The sequence below is a fragment of the Exiguobacterium acetylicum genome, assembly GCF_022170825.1.
In the GTDB taxonomy this organism is placed as follows: Bacteria; Bacillota; Bacilli; order Exiguobacteriales; family Exiguobacteriaceae; genus Exiguobacterium_A; species Exiguobacterium_A acetylicum_B.
The window spans coordinates 2,179,545-2,203,685 of the sequence record NZ_CP081878.1 but is presented as its reverse complement, the minus strand read 5'-3'; the positions used below and the strand labels follow the sequence as shown (position 1 = coordinate 2,203,685).

Annotated in this window: 25 protein-coding genes and 2 other annotated features (1 of these 27 cut by a window edge); of the genes, 22 read left to right on the top strand and 3 right to left on the bottom strand. The window is 44.3% G+C overall.

Annotation, left to right across the window (positions count from 1 at the left end; translation table 11 throughout):
- Positions 1-93, top strand: a binding site (T-box leader); it begins 119 nt to the left of the window's first position.
- Between the two features lie 57 nt (positions 94-150).
- From alaS to K6T22_RS11620, 14 genes are all read left to right on the top strand, one after another.
- The gene (alaS, locus tag K6T22_RS11685) at positions 151-2,793 is read left to right on the top strand and encodes an alanine--tRNA ligase (RefSeq protein ID WP_238237373.1); all 2,643 of its coding nucleotides are present in this window, start codon (positions 151-153) and stop codon (positions 2,791-2,793) included.
- 34 nt (positions 2,794-2,827) lie between these two features.
- Complete coding sequence (locus tag K6T22_RS11680) at positions 2,828-3,097, top strand: IreB family regulatory phosphoprotein (RefSeq protein ID WP_029342229.1); 270 nt, start codon at positions 2,828-2,830, stop codon at positions 3,095-3,097.
- Positions 3,094-3,516 carry a Holliday junction resolvase RuvX gene (ruvX, locus tag K6T22_RS11675; RefSeq protein ID WP_053453929.1) on the top strand — a complete coding sequence of 141 codons (423 nt, stop codon included), beginning with the start codon at positions 3,094-3,096 and terminating at the stop codon, positions 3,514-3,516. The genes K6T22_RS11680 and ruvX overlap by 4 nt, the downstream gene beginning before the upstream one ends.
- 14 nt (positions 3,517-3,530) lie before the next feature.
- Positions 3,531-3,818, top strand: a complete 288-nt coding sequence (locus tag K6T22_RS11670) for a DUF1292 domain-containing protein (RefSeq protein ID WP_023468909.1) — start codon at positions 3,531-3,533, stop codon at positions 3,816-3,818.
- Positions 3,805-4,098, top strand: a complete 294-nt coding sequence (locus tag K6T22_RS11665) for a DUF1292 domain-containing protein (protein ID WP_053453928.1) — start codon at positions 3,805-3,807, stop codon at positions 4,096-4,098. Before K6T22_RS11670 ends, K6T22_RS11665 begins: the two co-directional genes overlap by 14 nt.
- 78 nt (positions 4,099-4,176) lie before the next feature.
- Entirely contained in the window at positions 4,177-5,325 is a 1,149-nt protein-coding gene (gene mltG / locus K6T22_RS11660) for an endolytic transglycosylase MltG (RefSeq protein ID WP_238237371.1), read from the top strand.
- 71 nt (positions 5,326-5,396) lie between these two features.
- Positions 5,397-6,035, top strand: a complete 639-nt coding sequence (locus K6T22_RS11655) for an O-methyltransferase (RefSeq protein ID WP_238237370.1) — start codon at positions 5,397-5,399, stop codon at positions 6,033-6,035.
- Positions 6,036-6,051: 16 nt separating this feature from the next.
- Entirely contained in the window at positions 6,052-6,699 is a 648-nt protein-coding gene (gene udk / locus K6T22_RS11650) for a uridine kinase (protein WP_238237368.1), read from the top strand.
- Positions 6,700-6,755: 56 nt separating this feature from the next.
- The gene (gene greA / locus K6T22_RS11645) at positions 6,756-7,229 is read left to right on the top strand and encodes a transcription elongation factor GreA (RefSeq protein ID WP_029342224.1); all 474 of its coding nucleotides are present in this window, start codon (positions 6,756-6,758) and stop codon (positions 7,227-7,229) included.
- A 51-nt stretch (positions 7,230-7,280) separates the two neighbouring features.
- Positions 7,281-7,979, top strand: coding sequence for a 5'-methylthioadenosine/S-adenosylhomocysteine nucleosidase (gene mtnN / locus K6T22_RS11640; RefSeq protein WP_023468903.1), 699 nt, complete (start codon positions 7,281-7,283; stop codon positions 7,977-7,979).
- 105 nt (positions 7,980-8,084) lie between these two features.
- Positions 8,085-9,029 (top strand): beta-ketoacyl-ACP synthase III, encoded by a 945-nt coding sequence (locus tag K6T22_RS11635; protein WP_238237366.1) that lies wholly within the window; start codon positions 8,085-8,087, stop codon positions 9,027-9,029.
- 1 nt (position 9,030) lies between these two features.
- Complete coding sequence (gene fabF / locus K6T22_RS11630) at positions 9,031-10,269, top strand: beta-ketoacyl-ACP synthase II (protein ID WP_238237364.1); 1,239 nt, start codon at positions 9,031-9,033, stop codon at positions 10,267-10,269.
- A 96-nt stretch (positions 10,270-10,365) separates the two neighbouring features.
- On the top strand, positions 10,366-11,922 hold the full coding sequence (locus K6T22_RS11625) for a peptide ABC transporter substrate-binding protein (RefSeq protein WP_238237362.1): 1,557 nt from the start codon (positions 10,366-10,368) through the stop codon (positions 11,920-11,922).
- Positions 11,923-12,126: 204 nt separating this feature from the next.
- Positions 12,127-13,770 carry a peptide ABC transporter substrate-binding protein gene (locus K6T22_RS11620; protein WP_238237361.1) on the top strand — a complete coding sequence of 548 codons (1,644 nt, stop codon included), beginning with the start codon at positions 12,127-12,129 and terminating at the stop codon, positions 13,768-13,770.
- A 96-nt stretch (positions 13,771-13,866) separates the two neighbouring features.
- Here the strand turns inward: K6T22_RS11620 and trpS are convergent, their stop codons facing one another.
- Together trpS and K6T22_RS11610 are read right to left on the bottom strand one after the other, a co-directional pair.
- Complete coding sequence (gene trpS, locus K6T22_RS11615; protein ID WP_238237360.1) at positions 13,867-14,868, bottom strand: tryptophan--tRNA ligase; 1,002 nt, start codon at positions 14,866-14,868, stop codon at positions 13,867-13,869.
- A gap of 51 nt (positions 14,869-14,919) precedes the next feature.
- Positions 14,920-15,125: a binding site (T-box leader), on the bottom strand.
- 56 nt (positions 15,126-15,181) lie between these two features.
- The gene (locus K6T22_RS11610; RefSeq protein ID WP_238237359.1) at positions 15,182-15,562 is read right to left on the bottom strand and encodes a DUF3899 domain-containing protein; all 381 of its coding nucleotides are present in this window, start codon (positions 15,560-15,562) and stop codon (positions 15,182-15,184) included.
- Positions 15,563-15,833: 271 nt separating this feature from the next.
- On the opposite strand from K6T22_RS11610, the gene K6T22_RS11605 reads away from it, so the two are divergent.
- The 5 genes from K6T22_RS11605 to K6T22_RS11585 all read left to right on the top strand — a co-directional run bounded on the left by K6T22_RS11605 (position 15,834) and on the right by K6T22_RS11585 (position 21,793).
- The gene (locus tag K6T22_RS11605; protein WP_238237358.1) at positions 15,834-17,447 is read left to right on the top strand and encodes a peptide ABC transporter substrate-binding protein; all 1,614 of its coding nucleotides are present in this window, start codon (positions 15,834-15,836) and stop codon (positions 17,445-17,447) included.
- Positions 17,448-17,781: 334 nt separating this feature from the next.
- Positions 17,782-18,708, top strand: coding sequence for an oligopeptide ABC transporter permease (opp3b, locus tag K6T22_RS11600; RefSeq protein WP_029342199.1), 927 nt, complete (start codon positions 17,782-17,784; stop codon positions 18,706-18,708).
- Complete coding sequence (gene opp3C / locus K6T22_RS11595; protein WP_238237356.1) at positions 18,708-19,739, top strand: oligopeptide ABC transporter permease; 1,032 nt, start codon at positions 18,708-18,710, stop codon at positions 19,737-19,739. The genes opp3b and opp3C overlap by 1 nt, the downstream gene beginning before the upstream one ends.
- A 27-nt stretch (positions 19,740-19,766) precedes the next feature.
- Complete coding sequence (locus K6T22_RS11590; RefSeq protein ID WP_029342201.1) at positions 19,767-20,840, top strand: ABC transporter ATP-binding protein; 1,074 nt, start codon at positions 19,767-19,769, stop codon at positions 20,838-20,840.
- Positions 20,840-21,793 carry an ABC transporter ATP-binding protein gene (locus K6T22_RS11585; RefSeq protein ID WP_238237355.1) on the top strand — a complete coding sequence of 318 codons (954 nt, stop codon included), beginning with the start codon at positions 20,840-20,842 and terminating at the stop codon, positions 21,791-21,793. Before K6T22_RS11590 ends, K6T22_RS11585 begins: the two co-directional genes overlap by 1 nt.
- Before the next feature lie 45 nt (positions 21,794-21,838).
- Here the strand turns inward: K6T22_RS11585 and K6T22_RS11580 are convergent, their stop codons facing one another.
- Positions 21,839-22,372 (bottom strand): HD domain-containing protein, encoded by a 534-nt coding sequence (locus tag K6T22_RS11580; RefSeq protein WP_238237352.1) that lies wholly within the window; start codon positions 22,370-22,372, stop codon positions 21,839-21,841.
- Between the two features lie 224 nt (positions 22,373-22,596).
- On the opposite strand from K6T22_RS11580, the gene K6T22_RS11575 reads away from it, so the two are divergent.
- The 3 genes from K6T22_RS11575 to mecA all read left to right on the top strand — a co-directional run bounded on the left by K6T22_RS11575 (position 22,597) and on the right by mecA (position 24,103).
- The gene (locus K6T22_RS11575; RefSeq protein WP_023468890.1) at positions 22,597-22,734 is read left to right on the top strand and encodes a hypothetical protein; all 138 of its coding nucleotides are present in this window, start codon (positions 22,597-22,599) and stop codon (positions 22,732-22,734) included.
- A gap of 172 nt (positions 22,735-22,906) precedes the next feature.
- The gene (gene spxA, locus K6T22_RS11570) at positions 22,907-23,305 is read left to right on the top strand and encodes a transcriptional regulator SpxA (protein WP_012370920.1); all 399 of its coding nucleotides are present in this window, start codon (positions 22,907-22,909) and stop codon (positions 23,303-23,305) included.
- 171 nt (positions 23,306-23,476) lie between these two features.
- Positions 23,477-24,103, top strand: coding sequence for an adaptor protein MecA (gene mecA, locus K6T22_RS11565; protein WP_023468889.1), 627 nt, complete (start codon positions 23,477-23,479; stop codon positions 24,101-24,103).
- The last annotated feature ends 38 nt before the right edge of the window (positions 24,104-24,141 follow it).

The following is a 24,141-nucleotide window of genomic DNA, read 5'->3' as shown; positions in this document are numbered from 1 at the left end:
GCGGGTCATCCCCGTTATCAGATGTTCGAGGTAAGCAATGTAGTTGCTTACGAACGAGGGTGGTACCACGGAAGCGATGCTTTCGTCCCTTTTCAGGGATGAAAGCATCGCTTTTTTTGCGTCCAAATAAAACAATGGGGGTAACTGTTCATGAAAGCATTAAAACCATTAACGGGTGCACAAATCCGTCAGATGTATCTCGATTTCTTCCAAAGCAAAGGGCATGCGATCGAACCGAGTGCTTCACTCGTACCGGTCGAAGATCCATCACTCTTGTGGATCAACTCAGGTGTTGCGACACTTAAGAAATATTTTGATGGTCGTGTCATTCCTGACAATCCACGTATCGTCAACGCACAAAAATCGATCCGGACGAATGATATCGAAAACGTCGGGAAAACAGCACGTCACCATACGTTCTTCGAAATGCTCGGAAACTTCTCCGTCGGTGATTACTTCCGTGAAGATGCCATCAAATGGGGTTGGGAACTCTTAACGAGTGATGATTGGTACGGTCTAGACCCGGAACGTCTCTCGGTTACGATTCACCCGGAAGATGACGCAGCGCGTCAAATCTGGCTTGAACTCGGCGTACCGGCTGAGCGCATCATTCCGCTAGAAGATAACTTCTGGGAAATCGGTGAAGGTCCATCTGGTCCGAACACGGAAATCTTCTTCGATCGCGGTCCGGCTTTTGGAGACGATCCGAATGATTCAGAGCTTTACCCAGGTGGCGAAAACGAACGCTATCTCGAGATCTGGAATATCGTTTTCAGTCAGTACAACCACGATGGACACGGCAACTATACGGAACTTCCACGTAAAAACATCGATACAGGGATGGGACTCGAACGGATGGCGTGTGTCATGCAGGACGTCCCGACGAACTTCGATACGGATCTGTTCATGCCGATCATTCATAAAACAGAAGAGATTAGCGGCAAAATCTACCGTGACGACTCGAAACTCGATGTGGCGTTCAAAGTTATCGCAGACCACATCCGTACGGTTTCATTCGCAATCGGTGACGGTGCGCTTCCTTCGAATGAAGGTCGCGGATACGTCCTTCGTCGTTTATTACGCCGTGCGGTTCGTTATGCGAAAATGCTTGGGATCGAGCGTCCGTTCATGTATGAACTTGTCGATACGGTCGGTAACGTCATGGTCGACTTCTACCCACAAGTTCCAGAAAAAGCAGACTTCATTAAACGCGTCATTAAAAATGAAGAAGAGCGTTTCCACGAAACGCTTCATGACGGTCTTGCAATCTTGAATACGGTCGCTCAGAATTCTAAAGCAAACGGTGAGCACGTCATCAGTGGTGAAGATGCGTTCCGTCTGTATGACACATACGGTTTCCCACTTGAATTGACGGTCGAGTATGCAGAAGATCATCAGATGTCTGTTGATGAAGAAGGCTTCAAACAAGCGATGGATGCACAACGCCAGCGTGCGCGCGCAGCGCGTGAAGAGAGTGGTTCGATGCAACAGCAATCGGAAGTCCTCTCGACGTTAAAAGATAAAAGTACGTTCGTCGGTTATACCGACCTTAAGGCGGATGCAAAAATCATCGCATTGTTGCATGATGGAGAACGAGTCACAGAAGTGGCTGCTGGTGAAGAAGCACAAGTTATTCTCGACATCACGCCGTTCTACGCTGAAAGTGGTGGTGAAGTCGCAGATACAGGAACAATCGAAGGCAAGGACTTCGTTCTTGATGTCAAAGATGTTCAAAAAGCACCAAACGGTCAGAACTTGCACACAGTCATCGTCCGTACAGGGATTGCAACGGAAGCAGCAGATGTCGTTGCAAATGTCGAAGCAGCAGAACGTAAAGCAGTCACGAAAAACCATACGGCAACACACTTGCTTCATAAAGCATTAAAAGATACGCTCGGAACACACGTCAACCAAGCGGGATCACTCGTTTCTCCAGAACGTCTTCGTTTTGACTTCTCACACTTCGGTGCAGTGACACAAGAAGAGTTGACGAAAATCGAACAAGACGTTAACCAAGCGATTTGGTCATCGCTACCGGTCGATATCGAAGAGATGAACATTGCCGATGCAAAAGCAAAAGGCGCAATGGCATTGTTCGGTGAGAAGTACGGCGAAACTGTCCGTGTCGTCTCAGCTGGCACATACTCGATCGAATTGTGTGGCGGGATCCACGTCGGAAACACAGCCGAAATCGGATTGTTCAAAATCGTTTCGGAGTCTGGTATCGGTGCAGGGACACGCCGAATCGAAGCCGTAACGGGTGCAGGCGCGTATCGTGTCATGAACCAAAACTTAGAAACACTTGAGCAAGCAGCGTCTGTCTTGAAGACAAAAACGACGGAAGTTCCTGTCCGTATCGAAGCGTTGCAACAACAGCTCCGCGAGACGGAACGGGCAAACGAATCGTTGCAAGCAAAACTTGCGAACATCGAAGCTGCTTCGCTCAAGAACGATGTTGAGGAAATCAACGGTGTACGTGTCCTTGCGAAACGCGTCGACGTCTCAGACATGGATGCACTTCGTGGCATGATGGATGAGTTGAAAAGCTCGCTCGGATCAGCAATCATCGTACTCGGTAGTGCCCAAGGTGAGAAAGTCAATCTCGTCGCAAGCGTCTCAAAAGATTTAATCGACCAAGGATATCATGCTGGTAAATTGATCAAGGAAGTCGCAACACGCTGCGGTGGTGGCGGTGGCGGTCGCCCTGACATGGCTCAAGCTGGCGGAAAAGATGCGTCGAAATTAGAAGAAGCACTCGCGTATGCTTCACAATACGTGCAATCACTGGCATAATAGAAACGTAGTGTATATGAAAGAGGTGATGAACGTGAGTCAGATGGATCAAACGATGAAATTCAACTTTCCAGAAGACGATAACAAAGCAGCGACACGTGATGTGTTGTTGACGGTCTATCATGCTTTAGAAGAAAAAGGATATCATCCGATCAACCAAATCGTCGGCTATCTCCTATCTGGAGATCCTGCTTACATTCCTCGTCATAATGACGCACGTAACTTAATTCGTAAGATTGAACGCGACGAATTGCTCGAAGAACTCGTGAAATCTTATTTGGCGGAGAGTGGAAATTCAAAATGAAACGTGCAATGGGGCTAGATGTCGGTTCGAAGACGATTGGAGTAGCGGTCAGTGACTTGATGGGCTGGACGGCACAAGGCGTCGAGACGGTCAAGTGGACGGAACCCGATTATCCAGAAGCCTTCAAACGGCTCGATGTCATCATGAAGACATACAATGTCGAAATCTTAGTCATTGGTCTTCCGAAAAACATGAACGGTTCCATCGGTCCCCGTGCAGAGGCGAGTCAAGCCTTTGCGAAGGAAATCGAACAGCATACCGGACTTGAGGTCGTCTTCATGGATGAACGCTTGACGACGATGCAAGCAGAACGGATGCTGATCGATGCCGATGTCAGCCGTAAGAAACGCAAACAAGTCATCGATAAGATGGCTGCTGTCATGATCCTGCAATCGTATTTGGATCGGACGAACCGATGAAGGGGGAGAAACCGATGGCTGAAGAAAAACGTCAGTATCTCTTTCCAGATGAAGAGGGCGGGGAACATCTTTTCGAAGAATGGTACCGTTACTCGAGTGAACGTACAGGAAAAACCTATCTGTTTCTTGAAATGATCGGTAACCCTGACGAAGGAGCAGATGATTTGATCATCTGTGAGATCGATGAATATGGAGAAGGCGAAGATGATTTTGAATTGAGCCTGATCGATGAAAATGATGAGCAAACTTGGGATGAACTCGAGCTTGCGTTAAAGGAGCGGATCACTGATGCAACAGAATGAACCAACACGTTACGTAATTCCGGACGGCGAAGGAAATGATTTCGAATTCGCAGAACGTCTACGTTATGAAAGCCCACGTTCGAGCAAGACTTACATCTTCCTCGAGCCAATTGGAGCAGATTATGACGAAGCAGAAGAAGTCGATATCTTCGTTTACGAACTCGACGAATACGGTGATGGAGACAACGACTTCAACCTCGTACCAATCGATGAAGATGATACAGAGACTTGGGATGAAATCGAAGAAGTCTTTAACACTCTTGAAGATCAGTTAGACTAACCCGACTCATGACAGGTGACGTCGTAAGAGACTTTCTCTTACGATGTCACCTTGTTTTAAGAGAAGAAGGAGGAACCGATGGAGAACGAATGGAAGCAAAATGCTGAAATCGAAAAAAGGCGACGCCGGACATCACGCCGGATTACGCTGATCATCCTTTCTGTTTTATTGACGATTTTTCTAGTTGCAAGTGGAGTCGTCTATGTCTTTTTGAAAAATGCGCTTGAACCGGTCGATGAAGAAGCGACGAAATCCGTCAAGATTGAGATTCCTTTAGGAGCTGGAACGAGTACGATTGCTTCTCTACTAAAAGAAAAAGACTTGATTGCGAACGAAACGATTTTCCGTTATTACGTCCGTTATAAGAATGAATCGTCATTCCAGGCGGGAACGTATACACTGTCACAAGCCATGTCTCCGGATGAAATCATCAATGAATTGAAGACGGGAACGGTCATGAAGGCAGCGGATGTGAAGATTACCTTACCAGAAGGTATCACGATGGATCGTCAAATTGCTTTGATTGCGAAAGCGACAAAGTTTAAAGAAGAGACAGTTCGAAAAGAATTGACGGATGCGACGTTTATCGACGGAATGATTGAAAAATATCCGATGTTGACGGATGAAGTGAAGAAAGATGGTGTCTTATACGCACTTGAAGGCTATCTCTTCCCGGCAACGTATGAGTTTGATAAAGGAAAAAGCATTGATCAAATCGTCGAGACGATGCTCGATGAAACAGAAAAAGTTTATGATGAAAATGAGGATGCCATTCGAAAATCAGGCATGACCTTCCATGAAGTACTCAGCCTCGGTTCCATGGTCGAGCGTGAAGCAGCGACACCAGATGATCGTCGTGAAATCGCAGGTGTCTTCAAAAATCGCTTGGATGATGGAATGAAGCTCCAATCAGATCCAACCGTTTGGTATGGCACAGGTGAAAATACGGCTTTAACGACGCTGAAGGATCTTGAGAATAACTCGAAGTACAACACATATAAGTACGAAGGAATTCCAATCGGTCCGATTTCAACCGTCAGTAAAGATTCCGTGTTAGCTGTCTTAAACCCGAATAAAACAAAATATGTCTATTTCTTCGCCCGTCCACCAAGTGATGAACATCCACGAGGACAGATTTTATATGAAGAGACATATGAAGAACATCAACGAAACGTCGTCAAGTATAAACCGGAATGGGTAGAATACGAAGCGAGTAAAGAGCAATGAGCAACGGGTTGGGTTGAAGCGGGAAGTTCGCTTCAAGTCAACCTGTTTATGCGGAAGAGGGAGTGAATGGCGTGAAGGATTTCACGACCTATGTCGAATCGATGATTCATCCTCGGGATGCTCTATTGATTGAGATGGAGCATTACGCGGAAGAACATCATATACCAATCATCGAACTGACCGGTTCCGAAGTCTTGTTATCGCTCCTGCGATTACAACAACCGAAGCGCATTTTAGAAGTCGGAACAGCAATTGGGTACAGTGCCATCCGGATGGCACGTGCGTTACCGGATGCGCGCATTACGACGATCGAACGAAATGCTAAACGATATGAAGAAGCAAAAACCTTCATCGCCCGGTCAGATGTGGCAGACCGGATTGACATCATTTTTGGTGATGCAGTAGAATTAGCCGAAACCCTTGAAGAGCAGTTCGATGCAGTCTTCATCGATGCCGCAAAAGGACAATATAAGAAATTCTTTGCTGGGTACGGTCGACTCATTCCAGAGGGCGGCGTGCTGTATACGGATAATCTCTTCTTACACGGAGATGTCCTCGAGCCTGATCCGAAGACGTTTGATCGAAGAAGACGTCGACTGGTACGTCTCGTCAAGGAATTCACGGTCTGGATGATGGAACAAGAACAATATGATACGACGATTTTTCCACTAGGTGATGGTGTATCCGTCAGCCGGAAAAAGTCGAAATGATGGAGGAACGAATGACATGCAAAAACCGGTAGTAATAGGCGTAGCGGGCGGAACGGGTTCAGGGAAAACGACGGTGGCTCGTTCACTCGTCGATGCGTTCCCAAGTGAATCAATCGTCATGATTGAGCAAGACGCGTACTATAAAGATCAAAGTGATTTATCAATGGAGGAGCGGTATCAGACAAACTATGATCACCCGTTCGCTTTTGATAATGGTCTGTTGATCGAGCACATTCAGTCGCTCCGTGAAAACATTGCCGTTGAAAAACCGGTATATGACTATGTCGCCCACACACGGGCACAAGAGACGATTCATCTTGAACCCCGCGATGTTATCATCGTAGAAGGAATTTTAGCGCTTGAAGACGAACGGTTACGGGAACTAATGGATATTAAGGTGTTCGTCGATACGGATGCTGACGTTCGTATTCTTCGCCGTATGCAACGTGATATCAACGAACGAGGACGCTCGATTGATTCAGTCGTCGAGCAGTATACGAACGTTGTTCGTCCGATGCATCTGCAGTTCTGTGAACCAACAAAACGTTATGCGGATATCATCGTGCCAGAAGGTGGAGAGAATCATGTCGCCATCGATTTACTCGTAACGAAGATCCGAGCGATTCTTGATTATCGTTCAGCACTTGATCAAAGAGGATATTGATTCCAAAAAAGATGTGAATATACTATACTAGTGGAATAAAAAGGAGCGTGACAAAAATGGCAGAAAAGCAATACTACATGACGCTTGAAGGTAAAGCGAACATTGAAAATGAATTGAATGAATTGAAGTCAGTCCGCCGGAAAGAAGTCGTCGAGAACATCAAAATCGCCCGTTCGTTCGGTGACCTTTCAGAGAACGCAGAATATGATTCAGCAAAAGAAGAACAAGCAATGGTCGAAGGTCGAATTGCGCAACTCGAAGAGATGCTTCGTAACGTTGCGATCATCTCGGAAGAAGAGAAAGATATCTCTGTCGTTGGTATCGGAACGACAGTCACTTTCTTAAGTGTCGAAGACAATGAAGAAGATACGTACACGATCGTCGGGAGTGCGGAAGCAGATCCGTTTACAGGAAAAATCTCGAACGAATCACCAATTGCGAAGAGCTTGATGGGTCATCAAGTCGGAGATCAAGTCTCTGTTCCAGCACCAGGCGGCGAATACGCAGTCAAAATTACATCGATTAAATAAAGAAGACGGAGCCGGAGCAATCCGGCTTTCTGTTTGATGGAGGAATGAAATATGCCAATCGCAATCATCGGCGCAATGGAAGAAGAAGTCAATTTATTGCGTAACGAATTGTCGGAACGTAAAGATACAGTCATCGCTAACTATCATTTTTATGAAGGTCTTTTAAATAGTGTTCCCGTCGTCATCTTGAAGTCAGGAATCGGTAAAGTAAATGCTGCAATCGGTACGACACTCTTACTTGATCACTATAAGCCAAGTGCTGTCATCAATACGGGATCAGCTGGCGGATTTAAAGAAGGGTTAACAGTCGGTGATGTTGTCGTCTCAACGGAAGTGCGTCACCACGACGTCGACGTGACAGCGTTTGGATACGAATATGGTCAGGTACCTGGAATGCCAGCAGCCTACCAAGCCGATCCGAAACTCGTTGCAACAGCAGAAGCTGTCATCGAGCGCATGGATGCGATTCGTGTCGTTCATGGATTGATTGCAACAGGTGATTCATTCATCCATGATTCAGAGCGTTCTGCTCAAATCAAGGCGCACTTCCCTGAAGTCGCAGCCGTTGAGATGGAAGCAGCACCAATTGCACAAGTCTGTCACCAATTTGGTGTACCATTCGTTGTAACACGCTCGATTTCAGATAGCGCAAATGAAGAAGCGTCACTCTCGTTTGATGAATTCCTCGAGATTGCGTCAATTAATTCCGCTAAAATGGTCATGGAAGTCGTTCGGACATTAGCAGAGTAAGGTGAGAGGAAGGACGGGGAAACCATGTCCTTCCTTTTTTCTTTGACAAAAGCAAATTAACGCTTTATATTAGTACCAGATACTAATAACAAAAGGGGATGCCTTATGAAGATCGGGATTGTAGGATTAGGAACGTCTTTGCCGTCACGTCGCGTGACGAATGATGAATTAGCAACGACGCTCGATACGAGTGATGAATGGATTCGGACACGGACAGGGATTGGTGCACGACGAATCGCAGCCGATGATGTCGATGTAACAGACTTAGCGACGGAAGCTGCACAAAAAGCACTTGATGATGCTGGATTGACAGTAGAGGATATCGGGTTGATCGTCGTCGGAACGGCGACAGGACGTGCCTTTCCTTCTACAGCCTGTATCGTTCAAGAGCGTCTTGGGGCACGAGGAGCGACAGCATTCGATATCAGTGCAGCATGTAGTGGGTTCATCTTTGCTCTACAAACAGCTGCTAGCATGTTAACGACAGTTGAAGGCAAACACGCCCTTGTCATCGGTGCTGAAAAAATGTCGAGCATCGTCGACTGGTCAGACCGGTCCACAGCAATTTTATTCGGGGACGGTGCAGGAGCGGTCGTCATCGGACCAACCGAACAGGCTGGATTAAATGCCTTTGAACTCGGAACAGATGGACGCGGAGCGCATCTATTGTTTAAAGATATCGATGGACCGATCGAGATGAACGGTCGTGAAGTCTTTAAGTTCGCTGTTCGTAAATTACCGGAAATCGTTGAGAAAGTCATTCAAAAAGCAGATAGTACGCTTGAAGATGTTGATATCTTAATTCCGCATCAGGCGAACCTACGCATTATCGATGCAGCGTGCGAACGGCTGCATATACCGCAAGAGAAAGTCATCGTCACAATCGATGAGCATGCGAATACATCCGCTGCTTCGATCCCACTCGCACTTGAAGAAGCACGTCAGCAAGGGCGCTTGACACCAGGTACGAAGCTCGTACTTGCAGGATTTGGTGCCGGATTGACATGGGGAGCAGCATACATTACTTGGACTAAAGGAGAGAACACATAAGATGATGAGAAAACGCGTTGTAGTCACAGGAATCGGAGCACTGACACCAATCGGGAATGATGCTAATACATTTTGGGAAGCACTGAAAGAAGGAACGAACGGAATTCGTCCGATGGAACGTCTCGATATCGATGAGTACCCGACGAAGGTTACAGGAGAATTGCAAAACTTTGATGTCACAGAATTCATCGAGGCAAAAGAAGCACGTAAGATGGACCGATTCGTTCATTACTCACTAGTCGCAAGTATGGAAGCTGTCCAAGATGCTGGAATCGACATCAAGTCGATTGCAGAACGTGCAGGTGTCTGGATTGGATCGGGAATCGGTGGCGTTGAGACGATCGAGAAACAAGCAAAAATTTATTTTGAGCGTGGACACCGTCGTGTTAGTCCGTTCTTCATTCCGATGATGATCCCGAATATGGCAAGCGGTCAGGTATCGATCTATACCGGAGCTAAGGGACCGAATAACTGTTCTGTTACAGCGTGTGCGTCAGGAACGAATGCGATCGGAGAGGCACTTCGTGTTATCGAGCGTGGTGATGCAGATGTCATGATCGCTGGTGGAGCGGAAGCACCAATCACAAACTTATCGTTCGCTGGTTTTTGTGCTAACAAAGCGATGTCGACGAATCATGATCCTGAGACAGCAAGTCGCCCGTTTGATGAAGGACGTGACGGGTTCGTCATGGGAGAAGGCGCAGGTATCCTGATTCTTGAGGAATATGAACATGCAGTAGCACGTGGTGCGAAAATCTATGCGGAAGTCAGTGGATATGGATTAACAGCGGATGCGTACCATATTACGGCTCCAGATCCAGATGGTGACGGTGGAGCGCGTGCGATGGCAATGGCGATCCAAGATGCCGGTATCGCACCGGAAGCAGTCGGATACATCAATGCGCACGGAACAAGTACACCGATGAACGACATCCTTGAAACGAAAGCGATTCACAGTGTCTTCGGTGAACAGGCGAAACAACTCGTCGTCAACTCGACGAAATCGATGATTGGGCACTTGCTTGGTGGTGCAGGTGGTGTCGAGGCGATTGCAACAATCAAATCGTTACAAGAACAAACGGTTCACCCAACGATTCATCTCAAACAGCCGAGTGAAGGTTGTGATCTCGACTACGTGACGGAAGGTGCACGTAACGTCGAAATGAATTATGCACTGAGCAACTCGCTCGGATTCGGTGGACACAACGCATCACTCGTCTTCAAACGTTACGAAGCGTAAGATTAAGCGACTCCCTTGCCAATTCGAGGGGTCGCTTTTTTTCTGGTTTTCTGATTCAATAGAGAAATGCGTGTTTAACGTAGAAAGGAGTCGTTTATGACTAACATCACAAGAAAAACATCAATCATGATACTAATCATATTTTTATTGATTGGGCTCAGTGGTACGCTCATATACCGTCTATCATCGTCTCAAAAAGCTAAAACAGATCAGAAAACAGAGGCAGTGAAGGTTGAATTGATTGAATCATCACTTCCGAAGACATCCGATATTGCGTTAGCGACGGATAGCCGTTCTCAAACGCTGTTAGCACAACTGTATGAAGGATTGTATGTATTTACTTCTGGGACATCCGTCCGTAGAGGATTAGCACAGGATATGTCGGTTTCAAAAGACCGTTTGACGTATACGATTCAACTCAAACAAACAAAAAATGCGCTGGGTCAGCCAATCACAGCGCAAGACTTTGTCGATAGTTTCCGACGTGTCGCAGCCAATAAAACGAATTCGCCATATGGTTTTTTATTTGAAGTGTTTGAAAATGGACGTGCGGTCAATGATGGAAAAATGAAACCAGAGCGTCTCGGTGTAAAGGCGAAAGGACGCGATCGACTCATCATCAAGTTGAATCAGCCGGTTTCAAATCTAAAGGAATTACTGGCGATGTCCGTTTTTTATCCGCAACCGAAATCGAAGAAGTGGCAAGACCTCACTGGTAATGGTGCGTTTACATTAGAGCGGATGTCTAAAAGCGGATATACACTCAAGAAAAACAATCAGTATCATCAACAAAATGTTGTCACAGTAGGGGAAGTTAAAAGCCGCATCATCTCTGATCATCAGACGCAATGGAGTTCATATGAGGAGAGCAAGGCCGCAATCCTTCCGTTACAAGAAAGTGTTGAGACACAAGAAAATCAAGTCTCTCGACCAACCTATCAAAAAAAACGGAGCGGTGTCTTTTACATCGCATTCAATCAAAAAAATGAAGCATTCCGTGAAGCGACACTCCGAAAACGGATTGCGCAAGCGTTAATAGAAAAAGAGTCCGTTCAACTTCCCTTAGGGTATGCAGGCATTCCGACGAATCGATTCGTTGTCACAGATCGGAACGTATTGATGACAGAACCGATACAAGTAAAACAAGAAAAAATCAAGGAACAGAAGAAACAACGAATTGAGATGCTCAACTTCGAGGACCCACAGGCGAAGCGGATTGGACAACAACTCGAGACGTATCTTGAGCGACAATTACCCGATATTGATATCGTTCTTAAACCAGTTGCGATTGAAGAGAAGATTGAGAAAGAACAGTCGGCGCAGTATGCGATGACGTTAACGGGATGGATGCCAGATTATCCAGGACCACTTGCCTATTTGAACCAGTTCGTCTCAGATAATCCGTTGAATTCCGTGAATTATCGTTCAAACACGTATGATGAGATAATTGAAAAAGCACGACAGACACGTGACATGAAGAAAAAACAAGCACTATACCACCAAGCTGAAAGACGATTAACGAAACAAGATGCGGTCATCGTTCCTTTGTATCAGACGACTGAAAAATTATATGTGTCTGATACGATTCAAGGAATTGAAGTACCGATTTATGGACCGGAATACCTACTTCGAGCAATGAAAATTCTAAAATAATCACTTAGCTGGGACCATTTTTTCATGTGGTCCCAGTCTTTTTTGAAAAAATATTTAGAAAAATCGGATAAAAGGTTTGCAAAATTATCAGAACATTGTAAACTATTTGTAACGAAGGGTTTGATTCGAATATAGTAATTCTTTTTTTTTCGGTCAAAAACCTGATAGTATCATTTTTTAGAAACCTAGGGGGGTCATCGTAACATGAAGAAGAAAAGCTTTGCTTTAGCTACATCAGTAGCACTCGTATCAAGTGCGTTCCTCGCAGCTTGTTCGACAACGGATTCAGGCGACAAATCGGGCGACACAGGTTCAGACAAAAAATCTAGTGATCAAACACTTAACTTGATTGAGTCAGCTGATATTCCTACACTGAACCCGACGACTTCAACAGACTCGGTTTCATTCAACGTGTTGAACAACACGATGGAAGGTCTTTACCGTCTAGATGACAAGCAACAACCAACACCAGGTATCGCTGAAAGCCACGAAGTATCAGAAGACAAAAAGACGTATACGTTCAAACTACGTGATGCGAAATGGTCTGACGGTACACCGATCACGGCTAAAGATTTCGAATATGCATGGAAAGAAGTTCTTAATCCAGAGAACGCTTCACAGTATGCATATGTCTTCTACAACATCGAAGGTGCAGAAGAGTACAACACGAAAAAAGGCGAGCGTGATGCTGTCGGTGTCAAAGCGATTGACGACAAAACGTTTGAAGTTAAATTAAAATCTCCTGCTGATTATTTCCTTGGACTTACTGGATTCGGACCATTCATGCCGAAATCAGAAGAACTTTCGAAGAAAATCGGAAAAGACTTCGGTTCGACTGCAGACAAGTCGCTTTACAATGGACCATTCAAGTTAACAGAGTGGACTCGTGAGCAAGGCTGGAAAATGGTTAAAAACGATAACTACTGGGATAAAGATGCTGTTAAACTTGAAACAATCAACGTTAAGGTTGTTAAAGAAGTCGCGACTGGTGTTAACCTTTACGAAAAAGGCGATATCGATCGCACAGGTTTAACTTCTGAGTTCGTTGCCCAGTTCAAAGATAATGAAGAATTCAAAACAAAAGGTGAATCAACGATCTTCTACCTCTACCTCAACACGAAGGTAAAAGCGCTTGATAACGAAAAAATCCGTCGCGCAATCGACATGGGTTACAACAAAAAAGGAATCACGGACGTCATCCTCGCAAACGGATCGCTTCCAGCGAACTATCTCGTACCAAAAGATTTCGCGAAAGATGCTGACGGTAAAGACTTCCGTGACAAGTATCCAGCATTCAACGAATACAATGCAGATGAAGCGAAAAAACTTTGGGAAGAGGGACTTAAGGAAATCGGTCAAAAATCGGTTGATCTTGAACTCTTGAACTACGATAGCGATGACTCTAAGAAAATCGGTGAGTTCTTGAAAGGTGAACTTGAGAAAAACCTTCCAGGTATGAAGGTTACGATCAAACAACAACCGTTCAAAAACAAACTTGACCTTGAGAATAAAGGAGATTTCCAATTCTCACTCGCGGGCTGGGGTCCTGACTACCAAGATCCAATGACATTCCTCGATCTCTTCGTTACTGACGGACCATACAACCGTGGTAAGTGGTCAAATGAAGAGTATGATAAACTCATCAAAGATGCACAAACTCAAACAGATGCAGCGAAACGTTGGTCTGAATTGCAAGAAGCTGAGAAAATCCTTCTTGATTCTGCAGCGATCTCACCTGTTTATCAGCGTGGACGTGCATTCCTCGTTAAACCATATGTCAAAGGAGTCGTCGAGCATAACTTCGGCGCTGACTTCTCGTACAAATGGGCTTCGATCGAAGGAAAATAAGCAAAATAAGAACTGCTTCCGATTTAATTCGGAAGCAGTTTTTTTGTGTAGAAATATAAAAAAAGACCGGAGCGTTCCGATCTTTTTACGTAGAACTTATTTTTTTACTTTAGCACGCTTCCGTTGTAAGCCCATGGCTTTCTCGATCTTCGCGAGTTTTTTTGCAGCGACTGCTTCAGCACGATCTCGTCCAGCATCAAGAATCTGATCGAGTTCTTCTGAATCAATCAATTCATAGTAGCGCTGTTGAATCGGTTCGAGTTCCGAAATGATAGCTTCTGCGACATCAGCTTTAAATGTTCCGTAGTTCGAACCTTCGTATTTTGCTTCGAGATCTGGAATCGAGATACCAGCGAGTAAAGAGTAAATTTCGAGTAAATTCGACACACCTGGTTTATTTTCGCGGTCGAATTTTACGATACCTTCAGAATCCGTGACAGCTGATTTCACTTTTTTACGAATGACATCTGGTGCATCAAGCATCGAGATGAAGCCTTTTGGATTTTGATCAGATTTTGACATTTTCTTATCTGGGGTCGTCAAACTCATGATCCGAGCGCCAGATTCAGCGATGATTGGTTCTGGTAATGTGAACGTCTCGTAATAGCGACTATTGAAACGCTGAGCTAGGTCGCGCGTTAATTCAATGTGTTGTTTTTGATCATCGCCGACAGGAACGAGTTCCGCATCATAAAGTAAGATATCGGCTGCCATGAGTGTTGGGTAAACAAACAATCCTGCTCCAATCCGGTCTTTTCCTTGAGATTTATCTTTATACTGTGTCATACGCTCGAGCTCACCCATCCCGGAAAGACATGTTAACATCCAGCCGAGTTGCGCATGTGCTTTGACTTCCGATTGAACGAAGATCGTTGATTTTTCTGGATTCAGTCCACTTGCGATGTATAGAGCTGCGAGTGCACGTGTATTGTTCATCAGTTCTACACGATCGATATCAACCGTGATCGAGTGTAAGTCGACAACACAATAATACGCATCATGACCGTCTTGTAAGTTAACGAAGTGTTTCATCGCACCTAAGTAGTTTCCGAGTGTTACTGTTCCCGTTGGTTTGATACCCGAGAAAATCGTTTTCATAATGAAATCCCTCCAAATAATAAAATCAAAATAAAAAACGCCCCTTGAAAATCAAGGGACGATTCATCGCGTTGCCACCCAAGTTGCTATTTATATAGCCGCTCAATTTGCTGTAATGGGCAAACCCATCTGACTCTACTTGATTCGAATCAGCCACTCGAAAGTCCATTCACATAGGCATCACCTGTCCATTTCCAGCACCATGGACTCTCTGAAAGGGATGTACCTAAGTTACTACTCTTTGTCATCATGTTTTCTTGTTTAATTAATTTGAGTTTACCATACGATAGAAGGCACGTCACGGTGATTTCAATTAAAAGTAAGAGATGATCAGTGAGACGATGACGAAGATAATACCGCTAGAAACGTAGGGTTTCGTTCGGGCAGAAGCACGATTCTGTTTTTTACGAAGGACTTCTTCTTCTTCGTCATCATCTTCATAGTAATCGCCATCGATTTCTCGAAGCTTCGCTTCCCGTTGTTTCTTAAATCCAGCTGTCATTCCACGAAAGAAACCGTTAGCCGACATGTTAGAAAAGAATCCGATTGCCATAAGCAAAAAGCCTCCAATGAACAATCCGCCGGATAAATGGTATAAAATACCGTGCGTCGAATCGATGATAGTCGCCCAAATCGTATAAATTAACACAAGAATGACCGCAATGATGACCGGTCGGAAATAGGTCGATCGCATGAATATCCCCCTTTAATGCATTGATAATCTTAGTATACGAAACTTTTTATCCTGTTACGAATCGGTAACAAACGAATGATGCAAAATAGCAAATAGTGTGACTATTTACTTGACGTTAATGCTATTCTCACATAAAATCAATTTATCACTTCGTTTAAGTTTTTGAAACTAGGTCAATGGATTTTGGGGAATGCATTGCAGTTTCGACGGGACGTTATTGATGTCATAGGCATTATGGCAACTTGGAAATTGAAAAGGAGATGACTTACCGATGAAGAAAAAAACAGTCGGTCTTGCTTTATCAGTCATGCTTGCAGGAAGCGCAGTGCTTGCTGGATGTTCGACAGGTGGCGGAGACAGTGATTCAGGTTCAACAGATGGAAAGAAAAATCTACGTTTAACGGACACTTCGGACATCACGACAGTTGATCCGGCGAAAGCTACGGATTCTGTCGCTTTCAACATGATCGGAAACACGATGGAAGGTCTTTACCGTCTCGATAAAGACGGCAAAGCGATTCCGGCACTTGCAGAAAAAACAGATATCTCAAGTGACAATTTGACGTATACGTTTACACTTCGTGATTCAAAATGGTCAGACGGTTCACCAGTCAAAGCACAAGATTTCGAATTCGCTTGGAAACGTGCTGCTGATCCGAAAACAGCTTCTAGTTACTCGTACATCTTTGACACGTTAAAAAACGGCTCTGATGTAACGCAAGGCAAAAAAGCTGTCGACGAACTCGGTGTTAAAGCACTTGACGACAAAACATTAGAAGTAAAACTCGAGCGTCCGGCGCCGTATTTCCTCTCATTGACGTCATTCGGTACGTACACGCCGATCAGTGAAGACTTCTACAAAAAGAATGAAAAAGACTTCTCGCTTAAACCAGATAAATTGCTTTATAACGGTCCTTTCGTTTGGGAATCTTGGAAAACGGATTCAAAACGAGTGCTGAAGAAAAACGATAACTACTGGGATAAAGACGCTGTCAAACTCGACGAAGTTACAATCAGTGTCGTTAAAGATAATTCAACAGTAGTAAACCTCTATGATTCAAATGATATCGATTACGCTGGTCTGACTTCAGAGCAAGTTGAAGCTTACAAATCGAAGCCTGAATTCAAGACAGCACTCCGTTCTTCAATCGCTTATCTGAAGTTCAATAACGAAGATGCAACGATGAAGGATGTCGATGCACGTAAAGCGATCGCTCGTGCCATCGATCCAAAAGGAATCACAGATACGCTTCTAGCGAACGGATCAATTCCAACAACTAGCTTCATTCCAAAAGAATTCGTCAAGGATGCATCTGGTAAAGACTACACAAGTGACATCAACTGGTTCGATCGTGATGCAAAAGAAGCAGCAGATCTTTGGAAAAAAGCAAACGGCGATAAAAAGACGACGATTGAACTTCTTTCGTTCGACAACGAAGATGCGAAGAAGACAAGTGAGTACATGAAAGGTCAAATCGAGAAAAATCTTCCGAATGTCACTGTTTCAATCAAGCAACAGCCATTCAAGAATAAACTCGATCTTGAATCAAAAGGCGACTACCAGATTTCTTACTCACTTTGGGGTCCAGATTATCAGGATCCAATGTCTAACCTGTCAATCTTCGAATCAACGAACAGCCAAAACGACGTCAAGTATAAGTCAGCAGCTTATGATAAATTGTTGAACGCAGCAAATGAAGAGTCAGACCTAACAAAACGTCTCGATCTCTTCAAACAAGCAGAAGCGCAATTGATCGAAAAAGATCAAGCCATCGCGCCAATCTATCAAGCTGGATCTGCATACTTGAGCCGTCCGACGGTTAAAGATTTCAATCGTCAATTGTTCGGAGCAGATTTCCAATACAAATACGTTGATATTAAGTAATCGAGAATGGGAGCGTCCCCTGATCAGTTCGGGTACGCTCCTGTTTTATACTACTTTTTATGAATGGAAACTCATTTTTAGCGAAAATGTGAAAGTTTCGTAAAAAAGTAGTTCTAATTACTTTGTTAGCAAAGTATAATGGAATCAAACGAAAAATTCTGACTATTGGATGAAATTAGAAAAACATCCATGCGAACATCGAATCAATGCACAATAAAAAAAGAATTTTTAAATTTTTATGACAAAATTCTTGAATGTTCCGACAATTGTGGGTCATACTGATTCTATTGATGTTTCGAAAAAAACAGAAAATCTTTATAGGGGGTGCCATCTTATGGGCCGTTATTTAGCTCAACGCCTGGTTTACGGCGTACTGACGTTTTTACTCATCGCTTCGTTCACTTTCTTCCTGATGGATCTGCTACCAGGTTCACCGTTCCAAAACCAGGAGAAACTATCTCCTGAACAGTTGAATATCCTTCGGGATAAGTACAACTTGAATGATCCACTACCACAACGCTACGCAGCGTATATGGTTAACTTGTTCCAAGGAGATCTCGGTATTTCATTTAAATATGATAGCCGTCCGGTAACGGATTTGATCTCTGAACGAATTGGACCATCGGCTCAATTGGGAGTTCAAGCATTAGTACTCGGAGTACTTTTAGGACTTGTCTTAGGTGTTGTCGCGGCACTTCGCCACAACACAGTGATCGATTACGGTGCGATGTTCGTATCGGTTATCGGAATCTCGGTACCGTCCTTCGTATTCGCCTCACTCCTTCAATACTATGTTGGCGTGAAATGGGGCGTTTTGCCAGTCGCGTTCTGGGAAAGCCCGGCGCATACCATCTTGCCGACCATATCGTTATCACTTGGGGTCACGGCCTCGATTGCTCGATTCGTCCGGACAGAGATGCTGGAAGTTACGAACCAGGATTATGTCACGTTAGCTAAAGCAAAAGGCCTAGATGGTCAGTCGATTACTTGGAAACACATGGTTCGGAACGCCTTGATTCCGGCAATCACGATTCTTGGACCAATGACAGCTGCCTTGATTACAGGAACACTCGTCATCGAGCGAATTTTCTCTGTACCTGGTCTTGGTGAACTATTCGTATCATCAATCACACAAAATGACTACACAGTCATCATGGGTACGACGTTGTTCTTCTCGGCAGTCTTCATTCTCATGATTTTGATCGTCGATTTGCTGTACGGTGTTGTTGATCCACGGATCCGTTTGGGGGGTAACAAATAATGGCTGAACAAAATTCAAATGCAAAAGCAGAACAGTTTGATTCATCGCTGTTCCAACACGTTGAGTTCAATGAACAGGCAGGGGAACGCCTTGCCGGTAAAAGCTTAAACTTCTGGCAAGATGCTTGGATGCGTCTGCGTAAGAACAAAGCGGCAATTCTTTCTCTTGCTGTCATCATCATCATCGCAATCATGTCATTGGTTGGACCTACGTTGTCTGGTAATGACCCTTATACCCAAACAATCACACAAGCTAAACTTCCACCTAAAGTCACAGGCTTAGAATGGGCTGGTTTTGACGGTATGGCAACACTTGGTGATACACCGATTGATTTTTACAAACAAAAACAGGTGACAGAGAACTTCTGGTTCGGAACAGATCACCTTGGTCGTGATCTTTGGTCACGTGTCTGGGAAGGAACGAAGATTTCCTTATTCATCGGTTTAATGGCAGCGCTCATTGACGTTCTCGTTGGTGTCACGTATGGCGGAATTTCTGCTTATTATGGTGGACGAGTCGATAACATCATGCAACGTATTGCTGAAATTTTAACAGGTGTACCAAACTTGATTTTGATCATCTTGTTCATCTTGATTCTTGAACCAGGGATCACGACGATCATCCTTGCGATGACGATTACCGGCTGGATCGGGATGAGCCGACTTGTACGTGGTCAAATCCTGAAACTAAAGAACCAAGAATTCGTTCTTGCTGCACGGACACTTGGTGCTTCTAGCGCACGATTAATCTTCAAACATTTGATTCCAAATACCTTGGGAACGATCATCATCTCACTCATGTTCACGATTCCAAGTGCGATCTTCTTCGAAGCCTTCTTGAGCTTCATCGGTTTAGGACTTGCACCACCACAACCGTCACTCGGTACATTGATCAACGAAGGGTACAAAGAATTAAAAACGTTCCCGTACTTGCTCGTTGTCCCATCGACGGTCATCGTACTCCTCATGGTCAGCTTCAATATGTTGGCAGATGGACTGCGTGATGCGTTCGACCCACGTTTACGACGCTAACGGAAACTAGAGAGGAGCTCATTCACAATGGAAACTATTTTATCTGTTCGCGACCTGAATGTCGCTTTCCATACGTATGCCGGGACGGTTCAAGCCGTCCGCGGTGTATCGTTTGATTTAAAAAAAGGCGAGACACTCGCAATCGTTGGTGAGTCTGGCTCTGGTAAATCGGTTACTTCAAAAGCAATCATGCGTTTGATTCCAAACCCGCCAGGTGAGATTACACAAGGTGAGATCTTATTCGAAGGTCGCGACTTGGTTAAGCTTTCCGATAAAGAAATGCAAAAAGTCCGCGGTCGTGATATCGCAATGATCTTCCAGGATCCAATGACATCACTTAACCCGACTATGACTATCTATAAACAGATCGCTGAAGGTTTAAAACGTCACCAAGGCTTGACAGGCGACGCAGCAAAAAAACGTACACTCGAACTTCTGACGCTCGTAGGGATTCCAAATCCAGAAGCACGTCTAAAACAATACCCACACCAATTATCGGGCGGTATGCGTCAACGGATCGTCATTGCGATTGCACTTGCATGTAATCCAAAAGTATTGATTGCCGATGAACCGACGACAGCACTCGACGTTACGATTCAAGCTCAAATTCTTGAACTATTGAAAGACATTCAGCAAAAAACGGGTACAGCAATCATTTTCATTACGCATGACTTAGGTGTCGTAGCGAACATGGCTGACCGTGTAGCCGTCATGTATGCTGGTAAATTGATTGAGAAGGGTACGGTCGATGAGATCTTCTATGAGCCACGTCATCCATATACTTGGGGACTACTTGGTTCGATGCCGCGTCCATCTGATGATCGTTCGCAAGATCTTCCGGCGATTCCGGGAACTCCACCGAACCTGATGCACCCACCGGTCGGTGATGCATTTGCACCGCGTAACAAATACGCGATGAAAATTGATTTCGAGAAGGAACCACCTTTCTTCAAAATCTCAGATACACACGAAGCGGCGACGTGGTTGCTTCATCCACAAGCACCATACGTCGAACCACCCGCTGCAATCCGTGACTTGGCGTTAAAATACCGTCCGGACAGCGTGTTCTCAAAATCGCTTCTGAAAGGCGGTCTGAAATAATGGAAAACCGTAAGAAACTACTTGAAGTAAAAAACTTGAAGCAACATTTCAATATTGGACGTGGACGCGTCGTCAAAGCGGTTGACGGACTTTCATTTGATATCTACGAAGGCGAAGTACTTGGTCTCGTTGGAGAGTCAGGCTGTGGTAAGTCGACGACTGGTCGTTCGATCATCGGTTTGTATGATGCGACAGATGGCGAAGTTAACTTCAAAGGTGAAAATGTTCACGGTAAAAAATCACGTAAAGATAAGCTGAAATTCAACCGTGCAATGCAAATGATCTTCCAAGATCCGTATGCTTCTTTAAATCCACGGATGACAGTCGGCGATATCATTGCTGAAGGAATCGATATCCATGGTTTAGCAAAATCGAAAGAGGAGCGTAATAACCGTGTGTATGATTTGCTTGAGACGGTTGGTTTGACGAAAGAACACGCGAGTCGTTACCCACACGAATTCTCAGGTGGTCAGCGTCAACGGATCGGTATCGCACGTGCACTTGCTGTAGAGCCTGACTTCATCATTGCAGATGAGCCGATTTCAGCACTCGACGTATCGATTCAAGCTCAGGTCGTCAACTTGATGAAGAAACTGCAACGTGATCGTAGTTTGACATACTTGTTCATCGCCCATGATTTATCGATGGTCAAGTATATCTCAGACCGGATCGGTGTTATGTATCAAGGTCACCTCGTTGAATTGTGTGATGCGGATCGTCTATATGAGAATCCAGTTCATGCGTATACGAAATCACTCTTATCTGCGATTCCGCTTCCGGATCCAGAGCACGAGCGGACACGTAAACGGATCATCTTTGATCGTCCGACGAGTGGACCGGTTGGGAAATCGGATGAAGATTCGAGTATCCCACCACTTCGCGAAATCGAGCCAGGTCACTTTGTTTCGATGACGGATGCAGAACTTGAAGCATACCAAGCACAACTCGTATAATCATTAAAGCAAAAGGCATTTCCACGATCAGCGTGGAAATGCCTTTTAATTTTCTGATGCAATTCGTGGTAGATGAGCGAAGCGATGAACGACTGAATCAATTGCGTCAAGGCGACGAACGGCTTCTTCGAAGTCGATTTTTTCATAGTGATGTAGCCCACCTGGTTGTTCTTCTAACGTATCCGCATCATGAACAAGTTGTTGAAGAGGCGTCCGATTGATTGCACCTGGTGGAAGATAAGAATCTGTATGCAGAAGTACGGCAAGTGCGATTTCCTTTGCACGTGCTGGTTCTTCACCAAGGCGAATTAATAATTTGTGAGCACGTTCAGCCCCTTTGATGGCGTGAATATCATTTTGGCGATATAAATCATAATTCCAAGTGCCATCGGTATACCATTCGTAATGACCAATATCATGCAAGAGTGCCGCTTTAGTAGCAGTATCGGCATCTAAGCCTCGTTTCGTAGCGAGAGTCAGTGCGCGTTCTGCTACTGAAATCGCATGATTTAAGCCAGAACGGGATAAATATTTTTGAGCGATCGGATGATCAAGAATAGTGACGAGTGTTAATGCCATGAATGAAAAGCTCCTTTCTGAAAGTAGGTATTTCTATACACTCTACAGAAAATTGAAAGAAATTGCAACTGTTATTCATCCTCCAATCGACAATCTCACATATTTAATTGCTTAAAGTAGGAATAGAATTTTAAGATACGTGGTATACTTACTAATGTAGAAGATGATTTATTCGCTTTCGTATGGTTGTTAGTTCTGTTTCGGGCCGATTGGGGTGTCGGAATATGAAAGAACGTGATAAGAAGAAAAAGCTGAAGAAGCGCCTTTTGCGGGATATTTTAGAGAAAAAACTGAAAGAAATGAAACTTCCTAAAGCAAAAGAGACGATTTCTCAGCCATTTGATCACACGCCAGCTTGTTAAAGCCACGTGGTGGCTTTAACAAGCTTTTTTACGAAAAGTTCTTTCATCTTTATAAAAAAGCTAGGTTTTCTGCTTTATTAGATGTAAACTGTCAAGTAATAGAACCATCATCAATATTTGCTTATTCACATAGGTATTGAATGATGTTAAATCAGGGGGAGGATGTTTTTCAATGGTAACACTCTATACTTCACCAAGTTGTACTTCTTGTCGGAAAGCACGCGCGTGGCTTGAAGAACATGAAATCCCGTTCGTTGAACGTAATATTTTTTCAGAACCTTTATCGCTCGATGAAATCAAACAGATTCTTCGTATGACGGAAGACGGAACAGATGAGATCATCTCAACACGTTCAAAAGTCTTCTCGAAACTCGATGTTTCAGTTGAAAACTTATCGTTGCAGCACCTATACGATTTGATTCAAGAATACCCAGGATTATTACGTCGTCCGATTTTGATTGATGAGAAGCGTCTTCAAGTTGGATATAACGAGGATGAAATCCGCCGATTCTTACCACGCAAGGTGCGTACGTTCCAACTTTTGGAAGCACAGCGTCTTGTAAACGAGTAATTTTAAAAAGCACGCTGCTTCGTGAGCAGTGTGCTTTTTGTTACCGATAAAAAAGGTTAAAATAAAGATAACAAAGGAATAGAAATATATCCTTGGGATTCAAAAGTATGAATCCAAGTCATGTCCTCGTTCGTATTCTAGATAAGGAACGAGAAGAAAGGAGTGGACAGTTTGAAAATCGAACGCGTCAATGACAATACGGTCAAGTTCTTCATCACGTACACCGACATCGAACGCCGTGGTTTTGCCCGAGATGAGATTTGGTATAACCGGGAACGGGGAGAACAGTTATTCTGGCAGATGATGGACGAAGCGAATGAAAAAGAGTCCATCTCCTTCGAAGGTCCACTATGGATACAAGTGCAAGCTTTTGAAAAAGGTCTTGAAGTCACTGTAACGATCGCGAAAAATGCAGTTGATGGTGAGCAAGTCGATGAAGACGAACTCGATTCACTTTTACGATCAGCGATGTCTGAGACAGAAGATAAAGATACAGAGTTAAGCCAAGATGTTTTATTTGAAACTCGCGATTTCGAACATATCATCGCGCTCAGTCAGTATGCGAATGCTCCTGTATTTGCAGAACTTGAAACAGCGCTTTATCAAAAAGATGGACTCTATTTACTGCATGTTCATTTCGAGGATGATGTGAACGTAGAAGCACAAGAAAACGTCATGAGTTTAATCGCAGAGTATCTCCAGTTCAGCGAACAAACAATACATCCTGTAGCTGAATACGGGAAACAGATCATTGCTTCGGATGTCTTTCCATTCATTCGGAAGCATTTTCCGAACTGAAGTCAGAAAAAGTGCGAGTAAAAGGAGGATCACATCTT

What these genes read in the sequence shown, in the direction of transcription:
- alaS (WP_238237373.1), top strand. Translation starts at nt 151, where the DNA reads ATGAAAGCATTAAAACCATTAACGGGTGCACAAATCCGTCAGATGTAT.
- ruvX (WP_053453929.1), top strand. Translation starts at nt 3,094, where the DNA reads ATGAAACGTGCAATGGGGCTAGATGTCGGTTCGAAGACGATTGGAGTA.
- K6T22_RS11670 (WP_023468909.1), top strand. Translation starts at nt 3,531, where the DNA reads ATGGCTGAAGAAAAACGTCAGTATCTCTTTCCAGATGAAGAGGGCGGG.
- K6T22_RS11665 (WP_053453928.1), top strand. Translation starts at nt 3,805, where the DNA reads ATGCAACAGAATGAACCAACACGTTACGTAATTCCGGACGGCGAAGGA.
- mltG (WP_238237371.1), top strand. Translation starts at nt 4,177, where the DNA reads ATGGAGAACGAATGGAAGCAAAATGCTGAAATCGAAAAAAGGCGACGC.
- udk (WP_238237368.1), top strand. Translation starts at nt 6,052, where the DNA reads ATGCAAAAACCGGTAGTAATAGGCGTAGCGGGCGGAACGGGTTCAGGG.
- greA (WP_029342224.1), top strand. Translation starts at nt 6,756, where the DNA reads ATGGCAGAAAAGCAATACTACATGACGCTTGAAGGTAAAGCGAACATT.
- mtnN (WP_023468903.1), top strand. Translation starts at nt 7,281, where the DNA reads ATGCCAATCGCAATCATCGGCGCAATGGAAGAAGAAGTCAATTTATTG.
- K6T22_RS11635 (WP_238237366.1), top strand. Translation starts at nt 8,085, where the DNA reads ATGAAGATCGGGATTGTAGGATTAGGAACGTCTTTGCCGTCACGTCGC.
- fabF (WP_238237364.1), top strand. Translation starts at nt 9,031, where the DNA reads ATGATGAGAAAACGCGTTGTAGTCACAGGAATCGGAGCACTGACACCA.
- K6T22_RS11625 (WP_238237362.1), top strand. Translation starts at nt 10,366, where the DNA reads ATGACTAACATCACAAGAAAAACATCAATCATGATACTAATCATATTT.
- K6T22_RS11620 (WP_238237361.1), top strand. Translation starts at nt 12,127, where the DNA reads ATGAAGAAGAAAAGCTTTGCTTTAGCTACATCAGTAGCACTCGTATCA.
- trpS (WP_238237360.1), bottom strand. Translation starts at nt 14,868, where the DNA reads ATGAAAACGATTTTCTCGGGTATCAAACCAACGGGAACAGTAACACTC.
- K6T22_RS11610 (WP_238237359.1), bottom strand. Translation starts at nt 15,562, where the DNA reads ATGCGATCGACCTATTTCCGACCGGTCATCATTGCGGTCATTCTTGTG.
- K6T22_RS11605 (WP_238237358.1), top strand. Translation starts at nt 15,834, where the DNA reads ATGAAGAAAAAAACAGTCGGTCTTGCTTTATCAGTCATGCTTGCAGGA.
- opp3b (WP_029342199.1), top strand. Translation starts at nt 17,782, where the DNA reads ATGGGCCGTTATTTAGCTCAACGCCTGGTTTACGGCGTACTGACGTTT.
- opp3C (WP_238237356.1), top strand. Translation starts at nt 18,708, where the DNA reads ATGGCTGAACAAAATTCAAATGCAAAAGCAGAACAGTTTGATTCATCG.
- K6T22_RS11590 (WP_029342201.1), top strand. Translation starts at nt 19,767, where the DNA reads ATGGAAACTATTTTATCTGTTCGCGACCTGAATGTCGCTTTCCATACG.
- K6T22_RS11585 (WP_238237355.1), top strand. Translation starts at nt 20,840, where the DNA reads ATGGAAAACCGTAAGAAACTACTTGAAGTAAAAAACTTGAAGCAACAT.
- K6T22_RS11580 (WP_238237352.1), bottom strand. Translation starts at nt 22,372, where the DNA reads ATGGCATTAACACTCGTCACTATTCTTGATCATCCGATCGCTCAAAAA.
- K6T22_RS11575 (WP_023468890.1), top strand. Translation starts at nt 22,597, where the DNA reads ATGAAAGAACGTGATAAGAAGAAAAAGCTGAAGAAGCGCCTTTTGCGG.
- spxA (WP_012370920.1), top strand. Translation starts at nt 22,907, where the DNA reads ATGGTAACACTCTATACTTCACCAAGTTGTACTTCTTGTCGGAAAGCA.